A 21,009-nucleotide genomic window follows, 5' to 3' on the forward strand; every position below is an offset into this window, starting at 1 on the left:
AGATTTCCCATAGCGTAAGCTAGTAAGATCCCTGAAAGATGATCAGGTTGATAGGTTCGAGGTGGAAGCATGGTGACATGTGGAGCTGACGAATACTAATAGATCGAGGACTTAACCATATAATATGTAGCAAATGTTATCTAGTTTTGAGAGAATATAAAAAACTTGTTGACTTTTAAAGTAAACAAGTTATAATAATGATTGTCTCAAAAGAATAATGTCTGGTAATGATGGCAGAGAGGTCACACCCGTTCCCATACCGAACACGGAAGTTAAGCTCTCTAGCGCCGATGGTAGTTGGGACCTTGTCCCTGTGAGAGTAGGACGTTGCCAGGCAATATTATTCCGCAGTAGCTCAGCGGTAGAGCTATCGGCTGTTAACCGATCGGTCGTAGGTTCGATTCCTACCTGCGGAGCCATTGGAGAGCTGTCCGAGTTGGCCGAAGGAGCACGATTGGAAATCGTGTATACGTCACAAGCGTATCAAGGGTTCGAATCCCTTGCTCTCCGCCATAGGATTTATAATATTTGGCCCGTTGGTCAAGTGGTTAAGACACCGCCCTTTCACGGCGGTAACACGGGTTCGAATCCCGTACGGGTCACCACTTTGGAGGATTAGCTCAGCTGGGAGAGCACCTGCCTTACAAGCAGGGGGTCGGCGGTTCGATCCCGTCATCCTCCACCATATAAATTTTATATGAATAGTATTATCGCGGGGTGGAGCAGCACGGTAGCTCGTCGGGCTCATAACCCGAAGGTCGCAGGTTCAAATCCTGTCCCCGCAACCAAATGGTCCCGTGGTGTAGTGGTTAACATGCCTGCCTGTCACGCAGGAGATCGCCGGTTCGACCCCGGTCGGGACCGCCATTTTAATAAGGCTCGGTAGCTCAGTCGGTAGAGCAGAGGACTGAAAATCCTCGTGTCGGCGGTTCGATTCCGTCCCGAGCCACCATTTATTTCAATAAAATACGCCGGCTTAGCTCAATTGGTAGAGCAACTGACTTGTAATCAGTAGGTTGGGGGTTCAAGTCCTCTAGCCGGCACCATGTAAGTTTCGGAGGGGTAGCGAAGTGGCTAAACGCGGCGGACTGTAAATCCGCTCCTTCGGGTTCGGCAGTTCGAATCTGCCCCCCTCCACCATTTACATAGGGGCATAGTTTAAAGGTAGAACTGAGGTCTCCAAAACCTCCAGTGTGGGTTCGATTCCTACTGCCCCTGCCAAATATATTTACACAACATGGCGGTTGTGGCGAAGTGGTTAACGCACCGGATTGTGGCTCCGGCATTCGTGGGTTCGATTCCCATCAGTCGCCCCATTTTTATTTTAAAAATTACAAATAATTTAATTGATACTTACATATAATTAAGTAAGAATTCGATGGGCTATAGCCAAGCGGTAAGGCAACGGACTTTGACTCCGTCATGCGCTGGTTCGAATCCAGCTAGCCCAGCCATTTTTGCGGAAGTAGTTCAGTGGTAGAATACAACCTTGCCAAGGTTGGGGTCGCGGGTTCGAATCCCGTCTTCCGCTCCAATAAAATTTAATATGGCGGCATAGCCAAGTGGTAAGGCAGAGGTCTGCAAAACCTTTATCACCGGTTCAAATCCGGTTGCCGCCTTTTCTTTTGTGCCGATGTGGCGGAATTGGCAGACGCGCACGACTCAAAATCGTGTTCCTTCGGGAGTGTCGGTTCGACCCCGACCATCGGTATCATGAACGTCGTAAAAAAACTCTATACAATTAGTATAGAGTTTTTTTGTTTTCTTTTCATTACATGACAAAATAAGCACAAAAAGTGTACGGTGAGTAAACTGCGAAACATTAAAAGGATAAAAACAAACATTCAATTTTATCCTTTTAATTGCGGTATTTAGAGAGAATTTCTCCACCCGGTGACATGAGGTTAAATCCGACACCACCAGTAGATATTAGTACATTATCAACGGTTAAGTTTGTAATTTCTAAAAACTTCTTTTTAAACTCTTCTCTGTTGTACTTATACATTGTTGAGTGGCACGCCCACATTTGCGTTGAAGTACTTAACCAGTCCCCTAATTCCTTCAATTCAGGAAACGCCTCAAATTGGATTGGTTCATCTAATTTCATGAATCTTACTTGATAGATAGTTGGGTTTAACTTTTCTCCTATTCCTTTAAAAGCATGTGATTTTTTTTCATTTGAATGTGTCATAATTCTCCCTTCATCTTTTCTTTAAATTTTTTCCTATTTTTATTATACAACAGTAGAAAGTAATTATAGGGATATTATGGAAATAAGTATCAGCAATATAAAAAGACTCTAATAGAAATCTTAGAGTCTTTTTTGTTAAATTATATTATGTGATGCTAAAATTCGTAATAAACTTAGGAATTCATGTATAATATAACTTGTCGAAAGAACAAAATGATAGTGATTTATATTATGTCTGTAATATGAATCAAAAATGAACTTTTTATATTTCTTTTAAAAATGTGTTGAACACACATTATATTTCATATTAATATTTTTATGTAGATTTAAAACGAGAAAGAGAGTGGAAAGTATGGGCCGTAAATGGAACAATATTAAAGACAAAAAAGCATCAAAAGATGCAAATACAAGCCGTATATACGCGAAATTTGGACGTGAAATTTATGTGGCGGCAAAACAAGGCGAGCCAGATCCAGAATCAAACCAAGCGCTTAGAGTCGTATTAGAACGTGCGAAAACATACAATGTACCAAGAACAATTATTGATCGTGCAGTTGAAAAAGCAAAAGGCGGTTCAGAGGAAAATTATGACGAGCTTCGTTATGAAGGATTTGGACCAAATGGAGCTATGGTTATTGTAGATACACTTACAAATAACGTAAACCGTACTGCAGCAGATGTACGAGCTGCATTTAGCAAAAACAGTGGTAACATGGGTGTAAACGGTTCTGTAGCTTACATGTTTGATGCGACAGCTGTTATCGGCCTTGAAGGTAAAACATCAGATGAAGTTCTTGAAATTTTAATGGAAGCAGATGTAGATGCACGTGACATTCTAGAAGAAGAAGATGCTGTTATCGTGTATGCTGAACCAGATCAATTCCATTCAGTACAATCTGCACTTAAAGGTGCTGGTGTTGAAGAATTTACAGTTGCAGAATTAACAATGCTTGCACAAAGTGATGTTACACTTCCTGAAGATGCTCAAGTACAATTTGAGAAAATGGTTGATGCATTAGAAGATTTAGAAGATGTACAACAAGTTTACCACAACGTAGACTTAGGAGAGTAATACGATGAAAGCCCCTTTTCGTTTAACGAATAGGGGCTTTTTTTATGAAGTTAATTAAGGTGATGAATTATTAAAGGTATTTTGGTGTAGATAGGGAATATGCTTATAGGGATATATGAAATAACCATTATTTCTAGGAGGCTTAGTATGGAACATAAGACACCAAAGCATATAGTTGCCGTAGCAGGTTATTTAACAAATGAGAAAAATGAAGTGTTATTAACAAAGGTACACTGGCGAGCTGATACGTGGGAAATGCCAGGAGGACAGGTAGAAGAAGGAGAAGCACTCGATCAAGCTGTCTGTAGGGAAATAAAAGAGGAAACAGGGTTAACGGTGAAGCCTATCGGAATTACTGGGGTTTATTATAATGCCTCTATGCACATTCTAGCTGTTGTTTTTAAAGTAGCATATGTGAGTGGCGAAATAAAAATTCAACCTGAAGAAATACAAGAGGCTAAATTTGTTGATTTAAATGAAGAGAACATAGATGAGTATATAACGCGTCCTCATATGAAATCCAGAACGCTTGATGCAATGAGAGTAACACATTGTATTCCGTATGAAACGTGGGAAGTACAGCCATATAATTTAATAGGAAGATTGTAAAGAAAAGAGTAGCTGATTTGAGATACATTCAAATCACTACTCTTTTTTGTATACTGTTTAAGAAAAAGGTCAAAATAATAATAGTGTTAGTATTGATTTATAGAACGTTTGTTCTTTATAATGTGTATGTTATATACATTAAGATTACTAGATAGTCAAAAGTATATATATTTGTAGATGATATAATTAAAGTGTAAAGTGAAAATATAATAGCTTTAAGGCTTACTCTGTTATTGGTTATTCGTGATTGAATATAATCTATATTCAATATTTCAGATGAATAGTAGATAAAAAAGGTCTGTGATACAATACTTTTTTACCCCGCTATTTGCCGGGAACGTGATTGGTGAGGGCTGATTAAAGTTTCACTTTATACCTTACAATGATGTAAGGTACGTGTAAGAGAAATCGATGGGATATTTTTTTACAACAATGTATTCTTAAAGTAAGAGTTATATGCTGTGTGGAAAAGAGGTGTTCAAGATGAAAGAACGAGTATTATCTAGGGTGAACTATCATCAAAAAGTTGCATTAAATCCAATGACTAAACTTTTTTATAAAGCCATTATATTATTATTATTGTTAAGTTGTACGTTATTATTCATTGGAAATGTAATGATTGAGAAAAGTGACATTAGTAAATTACATGTACCGGCTAATTTAGAGGTGCCAGAATCATTAACACATGCATTTATTGCGACAGAAGATAAAAGATTTTATCATCATAACGGTTTAGATTATATAGCAATTATTAGGGCCTCTGTTGAGAATATAAAGGCTGGTGGTGTCGTGCAAGGAGGAAGCACGATTACACAGCAGCTATCTAAAAATGCTTTTTTAACTAATGAGCGTACATTTTCTCGTAAGTGGAAAGAGATTTTTTATACGAAAAAAATTGAACGCACATTTACGAAGGATGAAATTTTAAAATTATATGTAAGTAACATTTATTATGGTGAAGGAGCATGGGGAATTGAAAAAGCAGCAAACCTTTACTTCGGTAAAAAGGTGAACCAATTAACGTTGGCTGAAAGTGCAATGATGGCTGCTGTAGTAAAAGCACCTGCTTATTACTCACCTGCCCAAAATTATGATAAAGCAGTAGAGAGACGAAATGTCGTTTTGAGACTAATGGAGAAAGAAGGCTATATAAGCCATGATGAGTATGTTCAAGCAGTTAGTGAGAAATTAGTAATTCGTCATGATATAAAAATAGAGCAGTCGATGTTAAATAGTGCGCGTAAAAAAGCAGTAAGTTAAGAGAAGTTCCTAAAGAGGAGCTTCTTTTTTTGAATAAATTGTGACAAATTGTGACACAATATCGTCACAATTATTGTGTTTTTGTAATTTATGTGAGCGTGTTCATTGCGTGACGTATATAAGTGTTGATATTATGTGTATTGTGTACAATGCTGTATACAGAATATGAAATTAAAGAGGAATGTATATGAAATCAAATAAACTCATGGCTCTTGGTATAGTTTTTTCTATCGCAGTATTGATTGTAATTGGAACAATTGCGTATAGCATCATAAATGACAAAAAAGATAAAGGGAATGAGATGTTTGCTTATTCTACGCAACAATCTTTAGGGAAAGATGATGCTCCAGTTAAGGTAGTTGAATTTGGAGACTTTAAATGTCCTGCTTGTCGTACTTGGGATGTAACAGTATTACCTCGATTAAAAGAAGAGTATATTGATAAAGGCAAAGTGCAGTTATATTTTATTAACTTCCCATTTATCGGAAAAGACTCGGATTTAGGTGCAGCAGCTGGTGAAGCAATTTATAAACAAGATAAAGATTCATTCTGGATTTTCTATGATGAGATTTATCAAAATCAAAAGAAAGATACGGAAGAATGGATTACAGAAGATTTGCTTCTTAGCATTGTGAAAGAGAAACTTCCAAAAGTTGATGTAGAGCAATTTAAGAAAGATTTACACAGTAAAGAAATTACAGAAAAAGTACGTAAAGATTCAGATCGTGCTCAAAAATTAAAAGTTCAAGGTGCTCCTTCAGTATATGTAAACGGAAATCTTGCAAACCCTGATTTCGATAGTATGAAGAAGGCCATTGATAAAGAATTGAAAAAGTGATGAGGTCTCTCATCACTTTTTCGACTTTTTTCGATAAAATTCTTGCCTCTATTTTTTTAACATGCTATACTACTTTACATAAGTTATTCTAATATCTTATATGTAATTCATATTTGCGGGTGTAGTTTAGTGGTAAAACAAGAGCCTTCCAAGCTCTGGTCGAGAGTTCGATTCTCTTCACCCGCTCCAAATTTTATTAAATGTTTTTCTATAAATTGTGATCAACGCAGTGTTTCGTTTCCGAGATAAACGAGGCATTGCGTTTTTTAATGTTTGAAAAATATAATTACATGCGAAAATAGAAGTAAATAATAGTATTCCAAAAGTGAATTACTAACCAATAAAGTCGTTACATAAGGGATGATGGATTCATCTGAGGAGGCGATTAAGAGTGGATTTTGAAAAATTAAAGCAAGATGTAATTGCGTATAGTAAAACAATTGGCATAGATAAAATAGGCTTTGCGAGTGCTTCTCCTTTTGAGGAATTAAAGCAGCGCTTAATCCAGCAACAACAATTAAATTATCAATCTGGATTTGAAGAGCCTGATATAGAGAAGAGAACGAATCCGCAACTTTTATTACCGGGTGCTAAATCAATTATTGCGATTGCTTTAGCATATCCTTCAAAATTAAAAAATGCACCATTAAGTAAGCGTGGAGAACGCCGTGGAATTTTTTGCCGTGCTTCTTGGGGACAAGATTATCATCTTGTTTTACGAGATCGTTTGCAAAAATTAGAAGCATATTTAATTGAAAAACTTCCAGATATAGAAGTGAAGTCCATGGTTGATACAGGTGAATTAAGTGATCGAGCTGTATCAGAGCGTGCAGGCATTGGCTGGAGTGGGAAAAACTGTGCTATTATTACACCTGAATTCGGTTCGTACGTATACTTAGGGGAAATGATTACAAATGTTCCATTCCCGCCAGATAAGCCGATAGAAGATCAATGCGGGGGCTGTACGAAATGTATCGATATTTGTCCTACAGGTGCTTTAATACAGGGGGGACAGTTAGATTCGAAGAAGTGTATTGCGTTTTTAACACAGACGAAAGGATTCCTACCTGAAGAATATCGCGATAAAATAGGAAATCGTATATATGGATGTGATACGTGTCAGACTGTTTGCCCGAAAAATAAAGGAATGGATTTTCATAATCATCCTGAGATGGAGCCGGATCCTGAGCTAGTTAAACCATTATTAACGCCACTTTTAACAATTAGTAATCGTGATTTTAAAGAGAAATATGGGATTATGTCAGGGTCATGGAGAGGGAAAAAGCCACTGCAAAGAAATGCGATTTTAGCATTAGCACATTTTAAAGAAGCATCGGCAATTCCTGATTTAATTGGTGTTATGAAAGATGACCCAAGACCGGTATTGCGCGGAACGGCAGCATGGGCACTTGGGAAAATTGGGGGAGATGGAGTAGGCGAAGCGATTGAGAAAGCGATTGAACGTGAGAAAGATGAAGAAGTACTTCATGAAATGAAGCGCGGGCTTGAATTGTTAGCACAGAAAAAAGAGTAGATAATATTTCCCTTTTTCATATTGTAATATGGGAGGGAAACGAAATGGCTGTAAAAATGAATATTGAAAAGCAAGTACAACAGTTTTTAGCATATATCACAGAGAAACGAACAGACGTGGATGGTATTGCTGAGGATTTACTACAAATGGCACAGAGAAAGAAACAATTGTTTCAAAGGCGTAGTGCACATATAGTGAAAGCAACTGCGGATGTTTCTTTCATTAGACAATTAAATAGTAATGACCATCAAGAAATTGATTATCAAATACATTTTAAATATTTAATTAAGCATAAAGAATTATTTTATATTGAAGAGGAACAATTAAAACGAAGAGTTTGTTTAAATAATAGTCGGATTATAGGCGATTATGATATTGAAGTGTCAGAAGAAATTAGAATGGGTGAGACATTAGAAAGGGAAATTACGAAAGAGAAGTACGGTTCTTATCAGTATAATCGTTTAGAGGCAGTGAAATATGCAGAGCGTTGGTGGGATGACCGAAATCCTATGTATCGTAATTTCCCTGATAATTGTACGAATTTCATTTCTCAATGTCTTCATACTGGAGAAGTACCTATGAACGGATATCCTAATATTCGTAAAGGATGGTGGCAAAGGGAGAATCAGTGGAGTTGGAGCTGGGCTGTTGCACATTCTTTTTATTGGTATTTGTCAGGTGCTACAACAGGACTTCGAGCAGAGGCGGTAGAGAGGCCAGAAGAACTTATTCTTGGAGATGTAATTGCTTATGATTTCGAGGATGACGGAAGATGGAATCATACGACGATTGTAGTAGCAAAAGATGCAGATGGTATGCCGCTTGTAAATGCACATTCAGCGAATAGCCGTCGACGTTATTGGAACTATGAAGACTCTAGTAAATATACACCACAAATGAAATATAAATTCTTTCATATTATTAATGGGTAGAGATTTTTCGCTCAAGTGGTATAATACGTAGTAGACAAAAAACAGAGGTGAATATCGCGTGGGAGTACATGTTGTTTTATATCAGCCAGAAATTCCAGCAAATACAGGAAATATTGCTCGTACTTGTGCAGCAACTGGAACAGAATTACATTTGATTAGACCGCTTGGATTTTCAACGGATGATAAAATGTTAAAGCGTGCCGGATTAGATTATTGGCAGCACGTGAAAATTACGTATTATGATTCAATTGAAGAATTTTATGAAAAAAATAAAGATGGTGAATTCTTCTATTTAACGAAGTATGGCGAGAAAGCTCATACAGCGTTTGACTATAGCAAGCGCGAGAAGGATTACTATTTTGTATTTGGAAGAGAAACAAACGGCTTACCAGCTAATGTAATCGAAGAAAACTTTGATCATTGTTTACGTATTCCAATGACAGATAAAGTACGTTCATTAAATTTATCTAATACAGCAGCAATTTTAATTTATGAAGCATTCCGTCAACAAAATTACCCTGGATTAGATTTAGAAATCGTTTATTAAAAGTCGCCATATGGCGACTTTTTTTTATAAAATAAAAATAATATGTGATCATACGTTTAAAAGAGAGGACATAATCATATAGAATGGGATATATGATTAAAAATAGATAAGACGGGTTGAGATAAATATGAAGGAAGAATATAGTAATCAAAATACCTTTTTAAGTATGATAGATATGGATTTAATTAGACAAGGGTTATTACATGCTATTCAAGATTTAGTATTTATATTAAAAGTTATTGATGATGAAACGTTTAAATATATGTATGTGAATAAAATAGGAATGGATTATGCTAGGTTAAGCGAAGAGTGCTATGGAAAAACTTTTGCAGAAGTATTACCAAAAGATATAGCGGGGATATTGCAAAGGCAATATGAAAAAGTAGTGAGAGAAGCGAAAGCACACACTTTTTGTGATGTAGTCAAATTACCAAAAGGTGAGATACATTATGAATCTTCACTTAATCCTGTCTGCGATGAAGAAGGAATATGTCAATTTGTTATTTGTATTACAAGAGATATTACAGCTCAAATTGAGGAGAAGACAGAGATAGAGGAAAAACAAATGTTATTTAAGTCATTACTGGAATATAATAATGACTCAATTATATCTATAGATTCTATAGGGAGAGTTACATATGCAAACCCGGCAACGTATGAAATATTTGGATACCGGTATGAGGAATTAAATAATAAATTTATTTTTGAATTCATTAATAAAGAATATGAAAAAGATTTTCAAATTATATTTAAGGGATCGATGCAAGGAAAAGCAAAACAAATTGTTTCAAAGAAATATATTCATAAAGAAGGGTACGAGCTATATATTTCTTTGAGAACTATCCCGATTATTGTGAACGGTGAAATTGTTGGAGTTTATATTGTTACGAGAGATGTTACAAGGCAAGTATTAAACGAAATGCGAACAGAATATTTAGCTTACTATGACCAGTTAACGGGATTAATGAATAGAATTTCATGTGCAAATAAGTTAAATACTTTTTTAAATGAGAGTATAAATTTTGCGCTTGTATTTATAGATTTAGATGAGTTTCATCGTATTAATGATACATTTGGTCATAAAGAGGGAGATAAAGTATTACAAAAAGTTACAGAATGTTTAAGCAATCTAAAAATAGAAGGTATGCACTTATTTAGAGAACACGATGATCAATTTGTTATGTTGATAGAAAATATAACGAAAGAATGTGTAGAGGAAGTTGCAAAAAGCATACTGAAAAATATTAGTGAATATTTTGTAATCGAAGAAGAAGATGTATATTTAAGTGCGTCAATTGGAATTGTAATGGCTCCAGCAGATGGAGAAGATGAAAAAATACTATTTCAGAGGGTCGATGCTGCTTTAGAAAAAGCAAAAGAAAAAGGAAAAGGACATTATCATTTTTATTGTAGTGGATTAGACTGTGAGCGTGAACAAAGGTTTATAATAGAAAACCAGTTACATCGTGCTATAGAAAAAAACGAGTTTTTCTTATATTATCAGCCACAAATTAATATTGAAACGAAAAAAATAGCTAGTATGGAAGCTTTAATAAGGTGGGAGAATAAGGAATTAGGATTTGTTTCTCCAAACCAATTTATTCCGTTGGCAGAAAGAACAGGATTTATTATTAAGCTCGATGAATGGGTAGTAAATCAAGTGTGTCAGCAACTGCGCGAATGGTTAAATAAAGGATATGAAGTGGTCCCAATTGCAGTTAATATTTCAGCTAGACACTTTCGCTCTATTACATTAATAGAGATGATTACACGGGCTTTAAATAAGTACAATGTACCAGCTCATTTATTAGCGATAGAGGTTACAGAAGGAGCTCTTATACATAAAGATATATCGAAGAGAGTGTTACTACAATTAAAAGAACAAAATTTAAAGATTCATTTAGATGATTTTGGAACAGGCTATTCATCTTTAAGTTACTTAAAAACATATCCAATTGATACTTTAAAAATTGATCGTTCTTTTATGGAAGGTATACATATAGATGAACGTGATACGAATATTACAGCTGCAATTATTCATTTAGCTCATACTTTAGAATTGAATGTAATTGCAGAGGGAGTAGAAAAAAAGGAGCAAATACAGTTTTTGAAAGAAAAGAATGTGAAGCTTGTACAAGGTTATTATTATAGCCGACCACTATCCAAATATGATATGGAAAATATGTATTATAAATAATGCATAAAAAAATGATGTGCTAAAAGCACATCATTTTTTATGTGTACCTGGTTTGTCATTGTAACCGGATGTAAAAATAGCTGTAAGAAATGTGAGTGATACACCTAAAATTAATAATAATTTCATACTAATATCCTCCTTACTTTTTTCGGTTCACGAGTTTTATTTATTACCCAAAATGTATGTAAGGTTCTTAGAAGAAAAGAATTTATTTATAATGAATAGCAGTGTAAAAACGTTAATACCTATATTATACAGAATTTTCTTTGAATTTTGGAGAGAATTTTAGCGTGCTATTATATATTTCGTTTTGATTTAAAGAATGTTTAAGGACATCCTAGCATACCTTTTATAATAATCCGATTGAACAAGGAGATGGGGGAGGAGCTATAATGGATATTCTAAAAAAGATTGAACAGCATCGAGCAGCAGAAGAACGTTTACAATGGGAAGGTACGTTTGCGGAGTATTTGGAGCTTGTGAAAGAAAGACCATGGGTGGCTCAAACAGCACACTCTCGCATTTACAATATGATAAAAGATGCCGGAATTGAAGAAGTTGATGGTAGAAGAAAGTATAACTTCTTTAGTAATCAGCTCTTTGGATTAGAGGATGCTCTAGAACGTCTTGTAGAGGAATATTTTCATCCATCTGCAAAACGATTAGATGTTAGAAAAAGAATTTTATTATTAATGGGTCCTGTTAGTGGAGGGAAATCAACGTTAGTTACGATGTTGAAAAGAGGATTAGAAACATATTCAAGAACAGATCGCGGAGCAATTTTTGCAATTAAAGGATGCCCAATGCATGAGGATCCACTGCATTTAATTCCACATCATTTACGAGATGATTTCTTTGATGAGTATGGAGTTAGAATTGAAGGGAATTTATCACCACTAAATGTCATGCGTTTAGAGCAAGAATACGGATCAAGAATTGAGGATGTAGTTGTAGAGCGTATTTTCTTCTCTGAAGATCGCCGTACAGGGATTGGTACATTTAGCCCGTCTGATCCAAAATCACAGGATATTGCAGATTTAACAGGTAGTCTGGACTTTTCTACGATTGCAGAATATGGTTCAGAATCAGATCCGCGTGCGTATCGATTTGATGGAGAATTAAATAAGGCAAACCGAGGAATGATGGAGTTCCAAGAGATGTTAAAATGCGATGAGAAGTTTTTATGGCACTTATTATCGCTTACGCAAGAAGGGAATTTCAAAGCGGGAAGATTTGCGCTTATTTCAGCAGATGAATTAATTGTAGCGCATACGAATGAAACAGAGTATCGCTCATTTATAGCAAATAAGAAAAATGAAGCATTACACTCAAGAATTATTGTAATGCCAGTTCCTTATAATTTACGAGTAAGTGAAGAAGAACATATTTATGAAAAAATGATTCGTGAAAGTGATGTGTCGAATGTTCACATTGCACCACATACACTTCGCGTTGCAGCAATGTTCACTATTTTAACTCGTTTAAAAGATCCGAAGCGTCCGGATATTGATTTAATTAAAAAGATGCGTTTGTATGATGGAGAAACGGTAGAAGGTTATAATGCGATTGATGTAGAAGAATTACAACGCGAATATCAAGATGAAGGTATGAAGGGTATTGATCCTCGTTATGTCATAAACCGAATTTCGTCTACAATCATTCGAAAAGAGGTACCATCTATTAACGCGTTAGATGTACTTAGATCTTTAAAAGATGGGCTGGATCAGCATCCATCGATTAGTAATGAAGACCGTGAACGTTATATGAATTTCATCTCATTAGCGAGAAAAGAATACGATGAAATCGCGAAGAAAGAAGTACAAAAAGCGTTTGTTTATTCATATGAAGAATCAGCTAAGACGCTTATGGATAATTACTTAGATAACGTCGAGGCGTACTGCAATAAATCGAAATTACGTGATCCGTTAACAGGGGAAGAAATGAGTCCAGATGAAAAATTAATGCGCTCAATTGAAGAGCAAATTGGAATTTCAGAAAATGCTAAGAAAGCATTCCGTGAAGAGATTTTAATTCGCATTTCTGCTTATGCCCGTAAAGGAAAACGCTTTGATTATAATTCACATGAACGTCTTCGTGAAGCGATTCAGAAAAAACTATTTGCTGATTTAAAAGATATAGTGAAAATTACAACATCAACGAAAACACCGGACGAAAATCAGCTTAAGAAAATCAATGATGTTGTTGCGCGTTTAATTGATGAGCATGGCTATAATTCTTCTTCAGCAAATGAATTACTACGCTATGTAGGTAGCTTGTTAAACCGATAGTTTGATAACAAAACGCTGTCTCTTGTATTTTGCGGGACAGCGTTTTATTATCCGGTCATATGTGTGTAAAGTGTCATACCTTGTCCAAATGTAATAAATTAAGATGCAATTTCATGAATTTATTGTCAATTATTTTTACAATATGCATATGATAGAGTAACCAACCATTCATACGAAAAAAGCCAACACAATACAATATGTTGCAAAGTAAAAATATGTGCAACAATGCATTGTGTTTCTTTCTTATCAGTGGCTGAATATTTCTTTCTATTATGTGAGTGGCAAAATTTTGTTTAGGATGCTCGGGGTATTGTATGAAAAACGTTATAAATGTTTATGGGATGATTTTCTATGGGCAGTTACCTTTCAAATATTCTAGCTTGCACATTACAGAACAAAATTTGTAGCTTGCTGTTCATACAGGAAGACAATTACAGTAAGGAGGGAAAGGAATGGGCGAAGAAAATCAACCAAATTATACGATTTCACAGGAAAACTGGTCCCTCCATCGCAAAGGATATGACGACCAACAGCGCCATCAAGAAAAAGTACAAGAGGCAATTAAGAATAATTTACCCGACCTTGTAACAGAAGAAAGTATAGTTATGTCTAATGGCAAGGATGTTGTAAAAATACCAATTCGTTCTCTAGATGAATATAAGATTAGATACAATTATGATAAAAATAAACATGTTGGGCAAGGAAACGGTGACAGCAAAGTTGGTGATGTCGTTGCGAGAGATGGATCAGGTGGTCAAAAACAAAAAGGGCCAGGAAAAGGGCAAGGAAAAGGGCAAGGAGCAGGAGATGCAGCTGGGGAAGATTACTATGAAGCTGAAGTCTCTATTTTAGAATTAGAGCAAGCGTTTTTCAGAGAGTTAGAGCTGCCTAATTTAAAGAGAAAAGAAATAGATGAAAACCGGATTGAACATGTTGAATTTAATGACATTAGAAAAACAGGATTATGGGGAAATATCGATAAGAAACGAACAATGATATCCGCATATAAACGAAATGCGATGCGTGGTAAAGCATCTTTCCATCCAATTCATCAAGAAGATTTAAAGTTCCGCACTTGGAATGAAGTATTAAAGCCAGATTCAAAGGCTGTTGTCTTAGCGATGATGGATACGAGTGGATCGATGGGAATGTGGGAGAAGTATATGGCACGTAGCTTCTTTTTCTGGATGACAAGATTTTTACGCACAAAGTATGAAACAGTTGATATTGAATTTATTGCTCATCATACAGAAGCGAAAGTCGTTACAGAAGAAGAGTTCTTTTCAAAAGGAGAAAGTGGTGGAACAATCTGCTCCTCCGTATACAAAAAAGCACTCGAGCTAATCGATAATAAATATTCACCAGATCGCTATAATATTTATCCATTCCATTTTTCAGATGGTGATAATTTAACATCAGATAATGCTAGATGTGTAAAGCTTGTGGAAGAATTAATGAAGAAGTGTAATATGTTTGGGTATGGGGAAGTGAACCAGTATAATCGCCACAGTACACTCATGTCAGCCTATAAAAATATTAAAGATGAAAACTTTAGATACTATATTTTAAAGCAAAAAGCAGACGTATTTCATGCGATGAAAAGCTTTTTTAGAGAAGAATCAGGTGAGAAAATGGCATAACCTCTTGTAAAGAGGTTCTTTTTTTGTAAACTTTTTATTTTTCTAGTTGACAATGATAATGAAAATCATTATCATTTATTCGAGAAATGATTACATTTCGAATTATATATTTCAGAGGAGATGTAAAGTTGAAACAAAATAAAAGAAAACGTATAAATGCAATGATTATAGCGGCGGCGTTATCACTTCCGTTTGCTGTGTATTCGACACCTGCTTTAGCAGCGGTAGCGATTGAGGCGAATAAAACTGGACAAGGTTTAAAAGATGGTACATTTGATGCTGTTATTAAAGCCTATAAAGATAAAACGAATGAAGAGTCTATGGCAGCTGTTTATATAAAGGATCCGAAATTAACAATTGAGAATGGAAAGAAAATTGTAACAGCAACGTTAAGTGATAGTGATTTCTTTCAATACTTGAAAACAGAGGATATTCATACTCCAGGTGTGTTTCATGATGTGAAAGTAATATCAGAAGATAAAAAGAAAAATGGAACGAAAGTGATTCAGTTTGAAGTAGGGGAATTAGGAAAAAGGTATAATATGCGAATGCATATTTATATTCCAACAATGGCCTATGACAATAAGTACCAAGTACAGTTTGAAGTAAATACATTGAATTTAGAGAACAATGTTCCTGAAAAACAAAAGGAAAATAAAGAGGAGAAACAAGATGAAAACGGAAATGTAATATTAGATAAGCAATTACAAAAATATATTAATAAATACAACTTAGATAGAGATAATGTTGATGCGCCAATCACAAAGAAAGATTTATTAAAAATTAAAACGTTATCCATTTATTCTGGTAAAGGAATAAATGAAATAACTGGTTTAGAGTATATGACAAATTTAGAGAAGTTGACGTTACGAGAGTCTAATGTAAAAGACATATCAGCCATCTCGAAATTGAGAGGTTTGAAGTACGTTGATTTAACGTCTAATTCAATTGAAAGTATTCACCCAATTGAGCAGCTAGAGAATATTAATATGCTTTTTTTAAGAGATAATAAAATTTCTGATCTTACACCATTAAGTAAAATGAAAAAAATTAAAACATTAGATTTAATCGGTAATAACATTAAAGATATCCAGCCATTATTTACATTATCAACTATGAAACAATTATACTTAGCAAATAATCAAATCAGTGATCTTACGGGAATTGATCGATTAAATAATGTGGAACTATTATGGATAGGGAACAATAAAATTAATAATGTTGAATCTATTAGTAAAATGAGTAATCTTATTGAACTAGAAATTTCTGATAGTGAAATAAAAGATATATCATCACTATCTCAATTAGGAAATTTACAAGTGCTGAATTTAGAAGAGAATTATATCTCTGATGTATCGCCGCTGAGCACCTTAACAAATTTACATGAGATAAATCTTGGAGCAAATGAAATTTCTGACGTAAGGCCTGTTGAGGAATTAGGTAAGCGAATTTCAATTGACATTCAAAGACAAAAAATCTTTTTAAATGAAGCAAGTGTAGATGAAGAAATAAAAATCCCAGTATACAACCTTAAAGGAGAGCCACTTCAAAATATTAATCTACAAAGTGAGGGGGCTACTCTGAATAACGGATTTATAAAATGGAATAGTCCTGGAGAAAAAATATATGAATTTAAACTAGATACTAATTCTACTGAAAGTAAAATAAGATTTAATGGCACGGTTATACAGAATATAGTTGAAAAACAAAAAGAAAGTCAAAATGTAATTCTCGATAAAACTTTACAACAACATATTAATAAAGAGAATTTAGGTAGAGAGAATGTAAACGCTCCTATCACAAAAGAAGATTTATTACAGATTAAAAAATTAGAGATACTTAAAGAAAAAGGAAATGAGATAAAAGATATAACAGGTTTAGAATACATGACGAACTTAGAAAAACTCACTTTAGAAGGAGTAGGCCTGAAAAATATTGAGTTTATCTCAAACTTGAAACAATTGAATAATGTGAATGTATCTCATAATCAAATTGAAGATATAACACCACTATCTTCATTGGAAAATTTACAGTGGTTAAATCTTGCGGACAATCATATTAAAGATTTAACGGTTATTGGTTCCATGCTAAACTTATTTAGCTTAAATTTAGCTGGAAATGAGATTCGTGATGTAAGGCCGTTAATACAATTAGGTCAGTGGTTTACAATTGATGTTGGAAGACAAAATATCATTTTAAATGATGCAAAAATAAACAAAGAAATTCAAGTTCCTGTATATGATTTAGAAGGAGAAAGTATTGAAAATATTCAATTGGTAAGTGAGGGAGGGACGTTTAATAACGGAGTAATAAAATGGAGTACCCCAGGTGAAAAGGTGTATAAATTTGATTTAGATTCTGATGAAATTAGCATAAGGTTTAACGGAACGGTAATCCAAAATATAGTTGAAAAAGAAGAAGTGACAGAACCAACAAAAGAAGTTGAAGAAGCGAAAGAAGAAGTAAAAGAGCCAACAAAAGAAGTTGAAGAAACGAAAGAAGAAGTAAAAGAACCGGTAAAAGAAGTTGAAGAAACGAAAGAAGAAGTAAAAGAACCGGTAAAAGAAGTTGAAGAAACAAAAGAAGAAGTAAAAGAACCGGTAAAAGAAGTTGAAGAAACAAAAGAAGAAGTGAAAGAACCGGTAAAAGAAGTTGAAGGTACAAAAGAAGAAGTGAAAGAACCGATAAAAGAAGTTGAAGGTACAAAAGAAGAAGTGAAAGAACCGATAAAAGAAGTTGAAGGTACAAAAGAAGAAGTGAAAGAACCGGTAAAAGAAGTTGAAGGTACAAAAGAAGAAGTGAAAGAACCGGTAAAAGAAGTAAAAGAGGAAGTAAAAGAGCCAACGAAAGAAGTTGAAGAAGCGAAAGAGGAAGTGGACGAGCCAACAACAGGAGTTGAAGGATCGAAAGCGGAGGTAAAAGAAACAGGAAAAGAAATTGAAGGTTCAAAAGACGCGGTAAATCAATCAGCAGTAGTCCAAGAACAAAACGTGAATAATCAAGTTGTGAAAGAAAATAAACCAGCTGTTAATAAGCAAGAAGAAAGTAAGAAATCATTAGGAGCAACAGGTGGACAAGAGAATACATCAACATTACTTTCAGGCATAGCGTTAGTTCTTTCAGCACTGAGTATGTTTGTATTTAGAAAGAGATTATTTAAGAAATAAAAAACGTTCTATCTTATTATAACGTAAGATGATTATATGAGTTTTTGAGAAGACATTATCATGGCGATTTCATTTTGAAATATGCTTATGGTGATGTCTTTTTTAGAAGGAGATAAATGGAAAAGGTGTGAATATATTAGTGAAGGAGGAGAGGTTATGTATGTCAGTTCTATTTTGGAAATTGAAGAGGTGGCAGCATTTATTGCGAATATGAATAAAGATGCTACTCATCATGTTGGCTATTGTGGAGATGAGAAAGAGGAGTTGTTACAGACAATTATTCATGATTTTTCAGATATAGGCTGGGAACAATCTTTTGTTGCTACTTATGAGAATAATAATTTAATAGGTTTATTAGGATTTGATGTGGATGAAGTAAAGAAATGTGCAGAGATATGGGGACCGTTTATTATCGCAGAGAATTGGGAAGAAGTTGCTTTACATATGTGGAAGGAACTTATAGAAAAGGTGCCTTTTCATATTGAGAGATTTTATGGTTTTTATCATGTGGAAAATAATAATTGTGCCCGTTTAATGAGGAATTTACATGCAAAAGAACAAGGTCGACATAGTATTCTCGTTTTAAATAATATTGTGAAGCACCGTATTATATGTAATGTAGAAGAGGCTTTACCACAAGTGTTTGAGCAGTTTATCGCTTTACACAATCATGTGTTTTCTAATACGTATTATGACGGAAACGAAATTATTGAACGTTTAAGTAATACGAATAAATTATTTGTAAGTATGAAGAATGATAAGTTAGAAGGTTATGTATATGTGGAAGTAAATCCAGAGTTTCAAGAAGCGAATATCGAATTTATTGCAACCGCTGAAAATAGTAGAAGAAAAGGTGTCGGAGAGCGGTTATTACAAAAGGCAATTCAGTATATTATTTCCTTCCAAGGAATGAAGGAGATAGAATTATGTTTGAATACGAATAATGATCGTGCGATGAAATTGTACAAGAAAGTAGGATTTGAGGAGAAGGCATGTTTACAACACTATATAATAGAGTGAAAACCCATTCGTATGAAAATTATATTTCATACGAATGGGTTTTATTAATCTACTTTTCCCTCAGTTGTTACGGATTCAGAAGTAATTTGAGGTGCTAATCGTTACATAACCTTTTTTATTTTTTGAGATACTTCTTTTGTTTGCAAATTAACATCTTCTTTTCGCAGCTCCTTAAAGAGCGAAATGACCATAAGAACGACTACGATAGAAAATGGTAGTGCTGCGATGATAGCTGCGATTTGTAGTGCATTTAATCCTCCAGCTTGTAATAAAATAGCGGCAATTATCGCGATTGTTAATCCCCATATAAGTTTTAAACTATTTTTCGGTGATAAGCTTCCGTTACTCGTTTGCATGGAAACAACAAATGTTGCTGAATCAGCAGAAGTAACGAAAAATGTGGCTACTAAAATTAACCCGATAATCGTTAAAAATGTAGAGAATGGTAGATGTGAAATAACAGCAAATAATCCAATCTCTGTACCATTTTTTGCAATTTCATCAGCTATTCCAAGCGATTGGAACATTTCCATATGAATTGCGGTACCACCAAATACTGCAAACCAAAATGTACAGATAAGAGTTGGGACTAATACAACTCCAAAAATAAATTCTTTTATTGTACGCCCTTTAGAAATACGTGCGATAAATGTGCCGACGAATGGAGACCAAGAAATCCACCATCCCCAATAGAAAATAGTCCAATTTTCAATCCAAGAAGAAGATTTTTCATTAAATGCTCCTAAATTTAATCCCATACTAGGCAAAGCTCCAATATAAGAACCGAGTGTAGATGTGAAATATTTCATAATAAATACGGTTGGCCCTAAAAGTAAGAAAGAGATGAGTAAAATACCTGCAAGAGAGAAATTCAAGTTACTCAAATATTTAATCCCACGATCTAAGCCAGTTTGTGCACTTGTTAAATATAAAACAGCGAAGATAGCTATAAGTACGAGCTGGGTAAGTAAAGTGTTATGAATGGAAGGGAATAAATAGCTTAATCCTCCAGCAATTTGTTGAGCACCAATCCCAACAGATGGTACAATGCCAAACACTGTGGCTAAAACAGCTAAAATATCAACTGTTTTTCCGATACGGGAATTTTTCGATCGATTAAATAATGGAGTAACTGTAGCCCCGATAGTGCTACCTTTTTGTTTGCGGAATGTGAAATATGCAATTGTTAAAGCGACCATTGCGTATAGTGACCACGGAAAGAGTCCCCAGTGGAAAAATGAATATTGCATAGCGAGTTTGGCGCTTTCTTCTGTACCTGCTTTTCCTGTTAATGGATCTGTAAAATGTGAAATCGGTTCAGCGATTCCATAAAAGAGGAGTCCAATTCCCATTCCTGCCCCAAACAACATGGATAGCCAAGATGGATAATTATATTTTGGCTTTTCTCCATCTTTACCAAGACGAATAGAACCGTACTTAGAAAATGCTAAATAAGCAGCCAAAATAATCATTGTAGTCATAAGTAGAGAGTAAAACCACCCAAATTTATTGAGGATAAATGAGTTTAAAGAAGATGTAACACTTTGTAAATCGTAGCCTTGTATCCAACTTGCTGGGGTAATTCCCCATATAATGAATAATGTTGTTAGCAAGAAGGAGATATAAAATACACTGTTTTCTTTTTTTATCATAGAATCCCACCCTTATTTAATAAAGTTAACAATTATAATAATCATAACAATTAAGTTTTTAA

General features: G+C 34.6%; 13 protein-coding genes, 16 tRNA genes, 2 rRNA genes and 1 pseudogene. 30 read left to right on the forward strand and 2 right to left on the reverse strand.

What is annotated here, in order from left to right:
• The 17 genes from ACO6VI_RS14375 to ACO6VI_RS14455 all read left to right on the forward strand — a co-directional run.
• A 23S ribosomal RNA gene (locus ACO6VI_RS14375) occupies nucleotides 1–119 on the forward strand; the annotation flags it as partial.
• Between the two features lie 101 nt (nucleotides 120–220).
• Nucleotides 221–336: ribosomal RNA gene (gene rrf, locus ACO6VI_RS14380) — 5S ribosomal RNA — on the forward strand.
• Between the two features lie 8 nt (nucleotides 337–344).
• A tRNA-Asn gene (locus tag ACO6VI_RS14385) sits at nucleotides 345–419 on the forward strand.
• 2 nt (nucleotides 420–421) lie between these two features.
• Nucleotides 422–513, forward strand: a tRNA-Ser gene (locus ACO6VI_RS14390).
• A 17-nt stretch (nucleotides 514–530) separates the two neighbouring features.
• Nucleotides 531–605 (forward strand) — tRNA-Glu (locus ACO6VI_RS14395).
• A 4-nt stretch (nucleotides 606–609) separates the two neighbouring features.
• A tRNA-Val gene (locus ACO6VI_RS14400) sits at nucleotides 610–685 on the forward strand.
• Between the two features lie 26 nt (nucleotides 686–711).
• Nucleotides 712–788, forward strand: a tRNA-Met gene (locus ACO6VI_RS14405).
• Nucleotides 789–791: 3 nt separating this feature from the next.
• Nucleotides 792–867: transfer RNA gene (locus ACO6VI_RS14410), tRNA-Asp, on the forward strand.
• A 9-nt stretch (nucleotides 868–876) separates the two neighbouring features.
• Nucleotides 877–952 (forward strand) — tRNA-Phe (locus tag ACO6VI_RS14415).
• A gap of 18 nt (nucleotides 953–970) precedes the next feature.
• Nucleotides 971–1,046, forward strand: a tRNA-Thr gene (locus ACO6VI_RS14420).
• A gap of 10 nt (nucleotides 1,047–1,056) precedes the next feature.
• A tRNA-Tyr gene (locus ACO6VI_RS14425) sits at nucleotides 1,057–1,140 on the forward strand.
• 7 nt (nucleotides 1,141–1,147) lie between these two features.
• Nucleotides 1,148–1,221: transfer RNA gene (locus tag ACO6VI_RS14430), tRNA-Trp, on the forward strand.
• Between the two features lie 19 nt (nucleotides 1,222–1,240).
• Nucleotides 1,241–1,316 (forward strand) — tRNA-His (locus tag ACO6VI_RS14435).
• Between the two features lie 63 nt (nucleotides 1,317–1,379).
• A tRNA-Gln gene (locus ACO6VI_RS14440) sits at nucleotides 1,380–1,454 on the forward strand.
• Between the two features lie 5 nt (nucleotides 1,455–1,459).
• A tRNA-Gly gene (locus ACO6VI_RS14445) sits at nucleotides 1,460–1,534 on the forward strand.
• A 14-nt stretch (nucleotides 1,535–1,548) separates the two neighbouring features.
• Nucleotides 1,549–1,619 (forward strand) — tRNA-Cys (locus ACO6VI_RS14450).
• 10 nt (nucleotides 1,620–1,629) lie between these two features.
• Nucleotides 1,630–1,711: transfer RNA gene (locus tag ACO6VI_RS14455), tRNA-Leu, on the forward strand.
• A gap of 160 nt (nucleotides 1,712–1,871) precedes the next feature.
• Here the strand turns inward: ACO6VI_RS14455 and ACO6VI_RS14460 are convergent.
• Nucleotides 1,872–2,191, reverse strand: a pseudogene (locus tag ACO6VI_RS14460) (DUF3884 family protein).
• Nucleotides 2,192–2,543: 352 nt separating this feature from the next.
• On the opposite strand from ACO6VI_RS14460, the gene ACO6VI_RS14465 reads away from it, so the two are divergent.
• The 13 genes from ACO6VI_RS14465 (at nucleotide 2,544) to ACO6VI_RS14525 (ending at nucleotide 19,295) form a co-directional block, all read left to right on the forward strand.
• Entirely contained in the window at nucleotides 2,544–3,263 is a 720-nt protein-coding gene (locus ACO6VI_RS14465; protein ID WP_000532949.1) for a YebC/PmpR family DNA-binding transcriptional regulator, read from the forward strand.
• A 147-nt stretch (nucleotides 3,264–3,410) separates the two neighbouring features.
• Nucleotides 3,411–3,872, forward strand: a complete 462-nt coding sequence (locus ACO6VI_RS14470; protein ID WP_023521008.1) for an NUDIX hydrolase — start codon at nucleotides 3,411–3,413, stop codon at nucleotides 3,870–3,872.
• Between the two features lie 483 nt (nucleotides 3,873–4,355).
• Nucleotides 4,356–5,132 (forward strand): transglycosylase domain-containing protein, encoded by a 777-nt coding sequence (locus ACO6VI_RS14475; protein WP_000664716.1) that lies wholly within the window; start codon nucleotides 4,356–4,358, stop codon nucleotides 5,130–5,132.
• 187 nt (nucleotides 5,133–5,319) lie between these two features.
• Nucleotides 5,320–5,970, forward strand: a complete 651-nt coding sequence (locus ACO6VI_RS14480; protein ID WP_000841308.1) for a DsbA family protein — start codon at nucleotides 5,320–5,322, stop codon at nucleotides 5,968–5,970.
• Nucleotides 5,971–6,085: 115 nt separating this feature from the next.
• Nucleotides 6,086–6,159, forward strand: a tRNA-Gly gene (locus tag ACO6VI_RS14485).
• A 202-nt stretch (nucleotides 6,160–6,361) separates the two neighbouring features.
• A complete protein-coding gene (gene queG, locus ACO6VI_RS14490; RefSeq protein ID WP_063546364.1) occupies nucleotides 6,362–7,504 on the forward strand; it encodes a tRNA epoxyqueuosine(34) reductase QueG in 1,143 nt (380 codons plus the stop codon).
• 44 nt (nucleotides 7,505–7,548) lie between these two features.
• The gene (locus ACO6VI_RS14495) at nucleotides 7,549–8,436 is read left to right on the forward strand and encodes an amidase domain-containing protein (RefSeq protein ID WP_000279323.1); all 888 of its coding nucleotides are present in this window, start codon (nucleotides 7,549–7,551) and stop codon (nucleotides 8,434–8,436) included.
• Nucleotides 8,437–8,494: 58 nt separating this feature from the next.
• Nucleotides 8,495–8,983 carry a tRNA (uridine(34)/cytosine(34)/5-carboxymethylaminomethyluridine(34)-2'-O)-methyltransferase TrmL gene (gene trmL / locus ACO6VI_RS14500; RefSeq protein ID WP_000538147.1) on the forward strand — a complete coding sequence of 163 codons (489 nt, stop codon included), beginning with the start codon at nucleotides 8,495–8,497 and terminating at the stop codon, nucleotides 8,981–8,983.
• A gap of 127 nt (nucleotides 8,984–9,110) precedes the next feature.
• Nucleotides 9,111–11,180 carry a sensor domain-containing protein gene (locus ACO6VI_RS14505; protein WP_088021006.1) on the forward strand — a complete coding sequence of 690 codons (2,070 nt, stop codon included), beginning with the start codon at nucleotides 9,111–9,113 and terminating at the stop codon, nucleotides 11,178–11,180.
• Nucleotides 11,181–11,572: 392 nt separating this feature from the next.
• Nucleotides 11,573–13,468: a PrkA family serine protein kinase gene (locus ACO6VI_RS14510; protein WP_000353273.1), complete on the forward strand. Its 1,896-nt coding sequence runs from the start codon at nucleotides 11,573–11,575 to the stop codon at nucleotides 13,466–13,468.
• Nucleotides 13,469–13,920: 452 nt separating this feature from the next.
• Nucleotides 13,921–15,108, forward strand: coding sequence for a sporulation protein YhbH (yhbH, locus tag ACO6VI_RS14515; protein ID WP_422423536.1), 1,188 nt, complete (start codon nucleotides 13,921–13,923; stop codon nucleotides 15,106–15,108).
• Between the two features lie 128 nt (nucleotides 15,109–15,236).
• A complete protein-coding gene (locus ACO6VI_RS14520; RefSeq protein WP_422423538.1) occupies nucleotides 15,237–18,275 on the forward strand; it encodes a leucine-rich repeat domain-containing protein in 3,039 nt (1,012 codons plus the stop codon).
• 156 nt (nucleotides 18,276–18,431) lie between these two features.
• Complete coding sequence (locus ACO6VI_RS14525; protein ID WP_000289526.1) at nucleotides 18,432–19,295, forward strand: GNAT family N-acetyltransferase; 864 nt, start codon at nucleotides 18,432–18,434, stop codon at nucleotides 19,293–19,295.
• A 101-nt stretch (nucleotides 19,296–19,396) separates the two neighbouring features.
• Here ACO6VI_RS14525 and opuD read toward each other — a convergent pair whose 3' ends face one another.
• A complete protein-coding gene (gene opuD / locus ACO6VI_RS14530; RefSeq protein ID WP_071739131.1) occupies nucleotides 19,397–20,947 on the reverse strand; it encodes a glycine betaine transporter OpuD in 1,551 nt (516 codons plus the stop codon).
• Between the last annotated feature and the right edge of the window lie 62 nt (nucleotides 20,948–21,009).

This window comes from Bacillus sp. PSXD-155 (assembly GCF_049310765.1).
Lineage (GTDB): Bacteria > Bacillota > Bacilli > Bacillales > Bacillaceae_G > Bacillus_A > Bacillus_A cereus.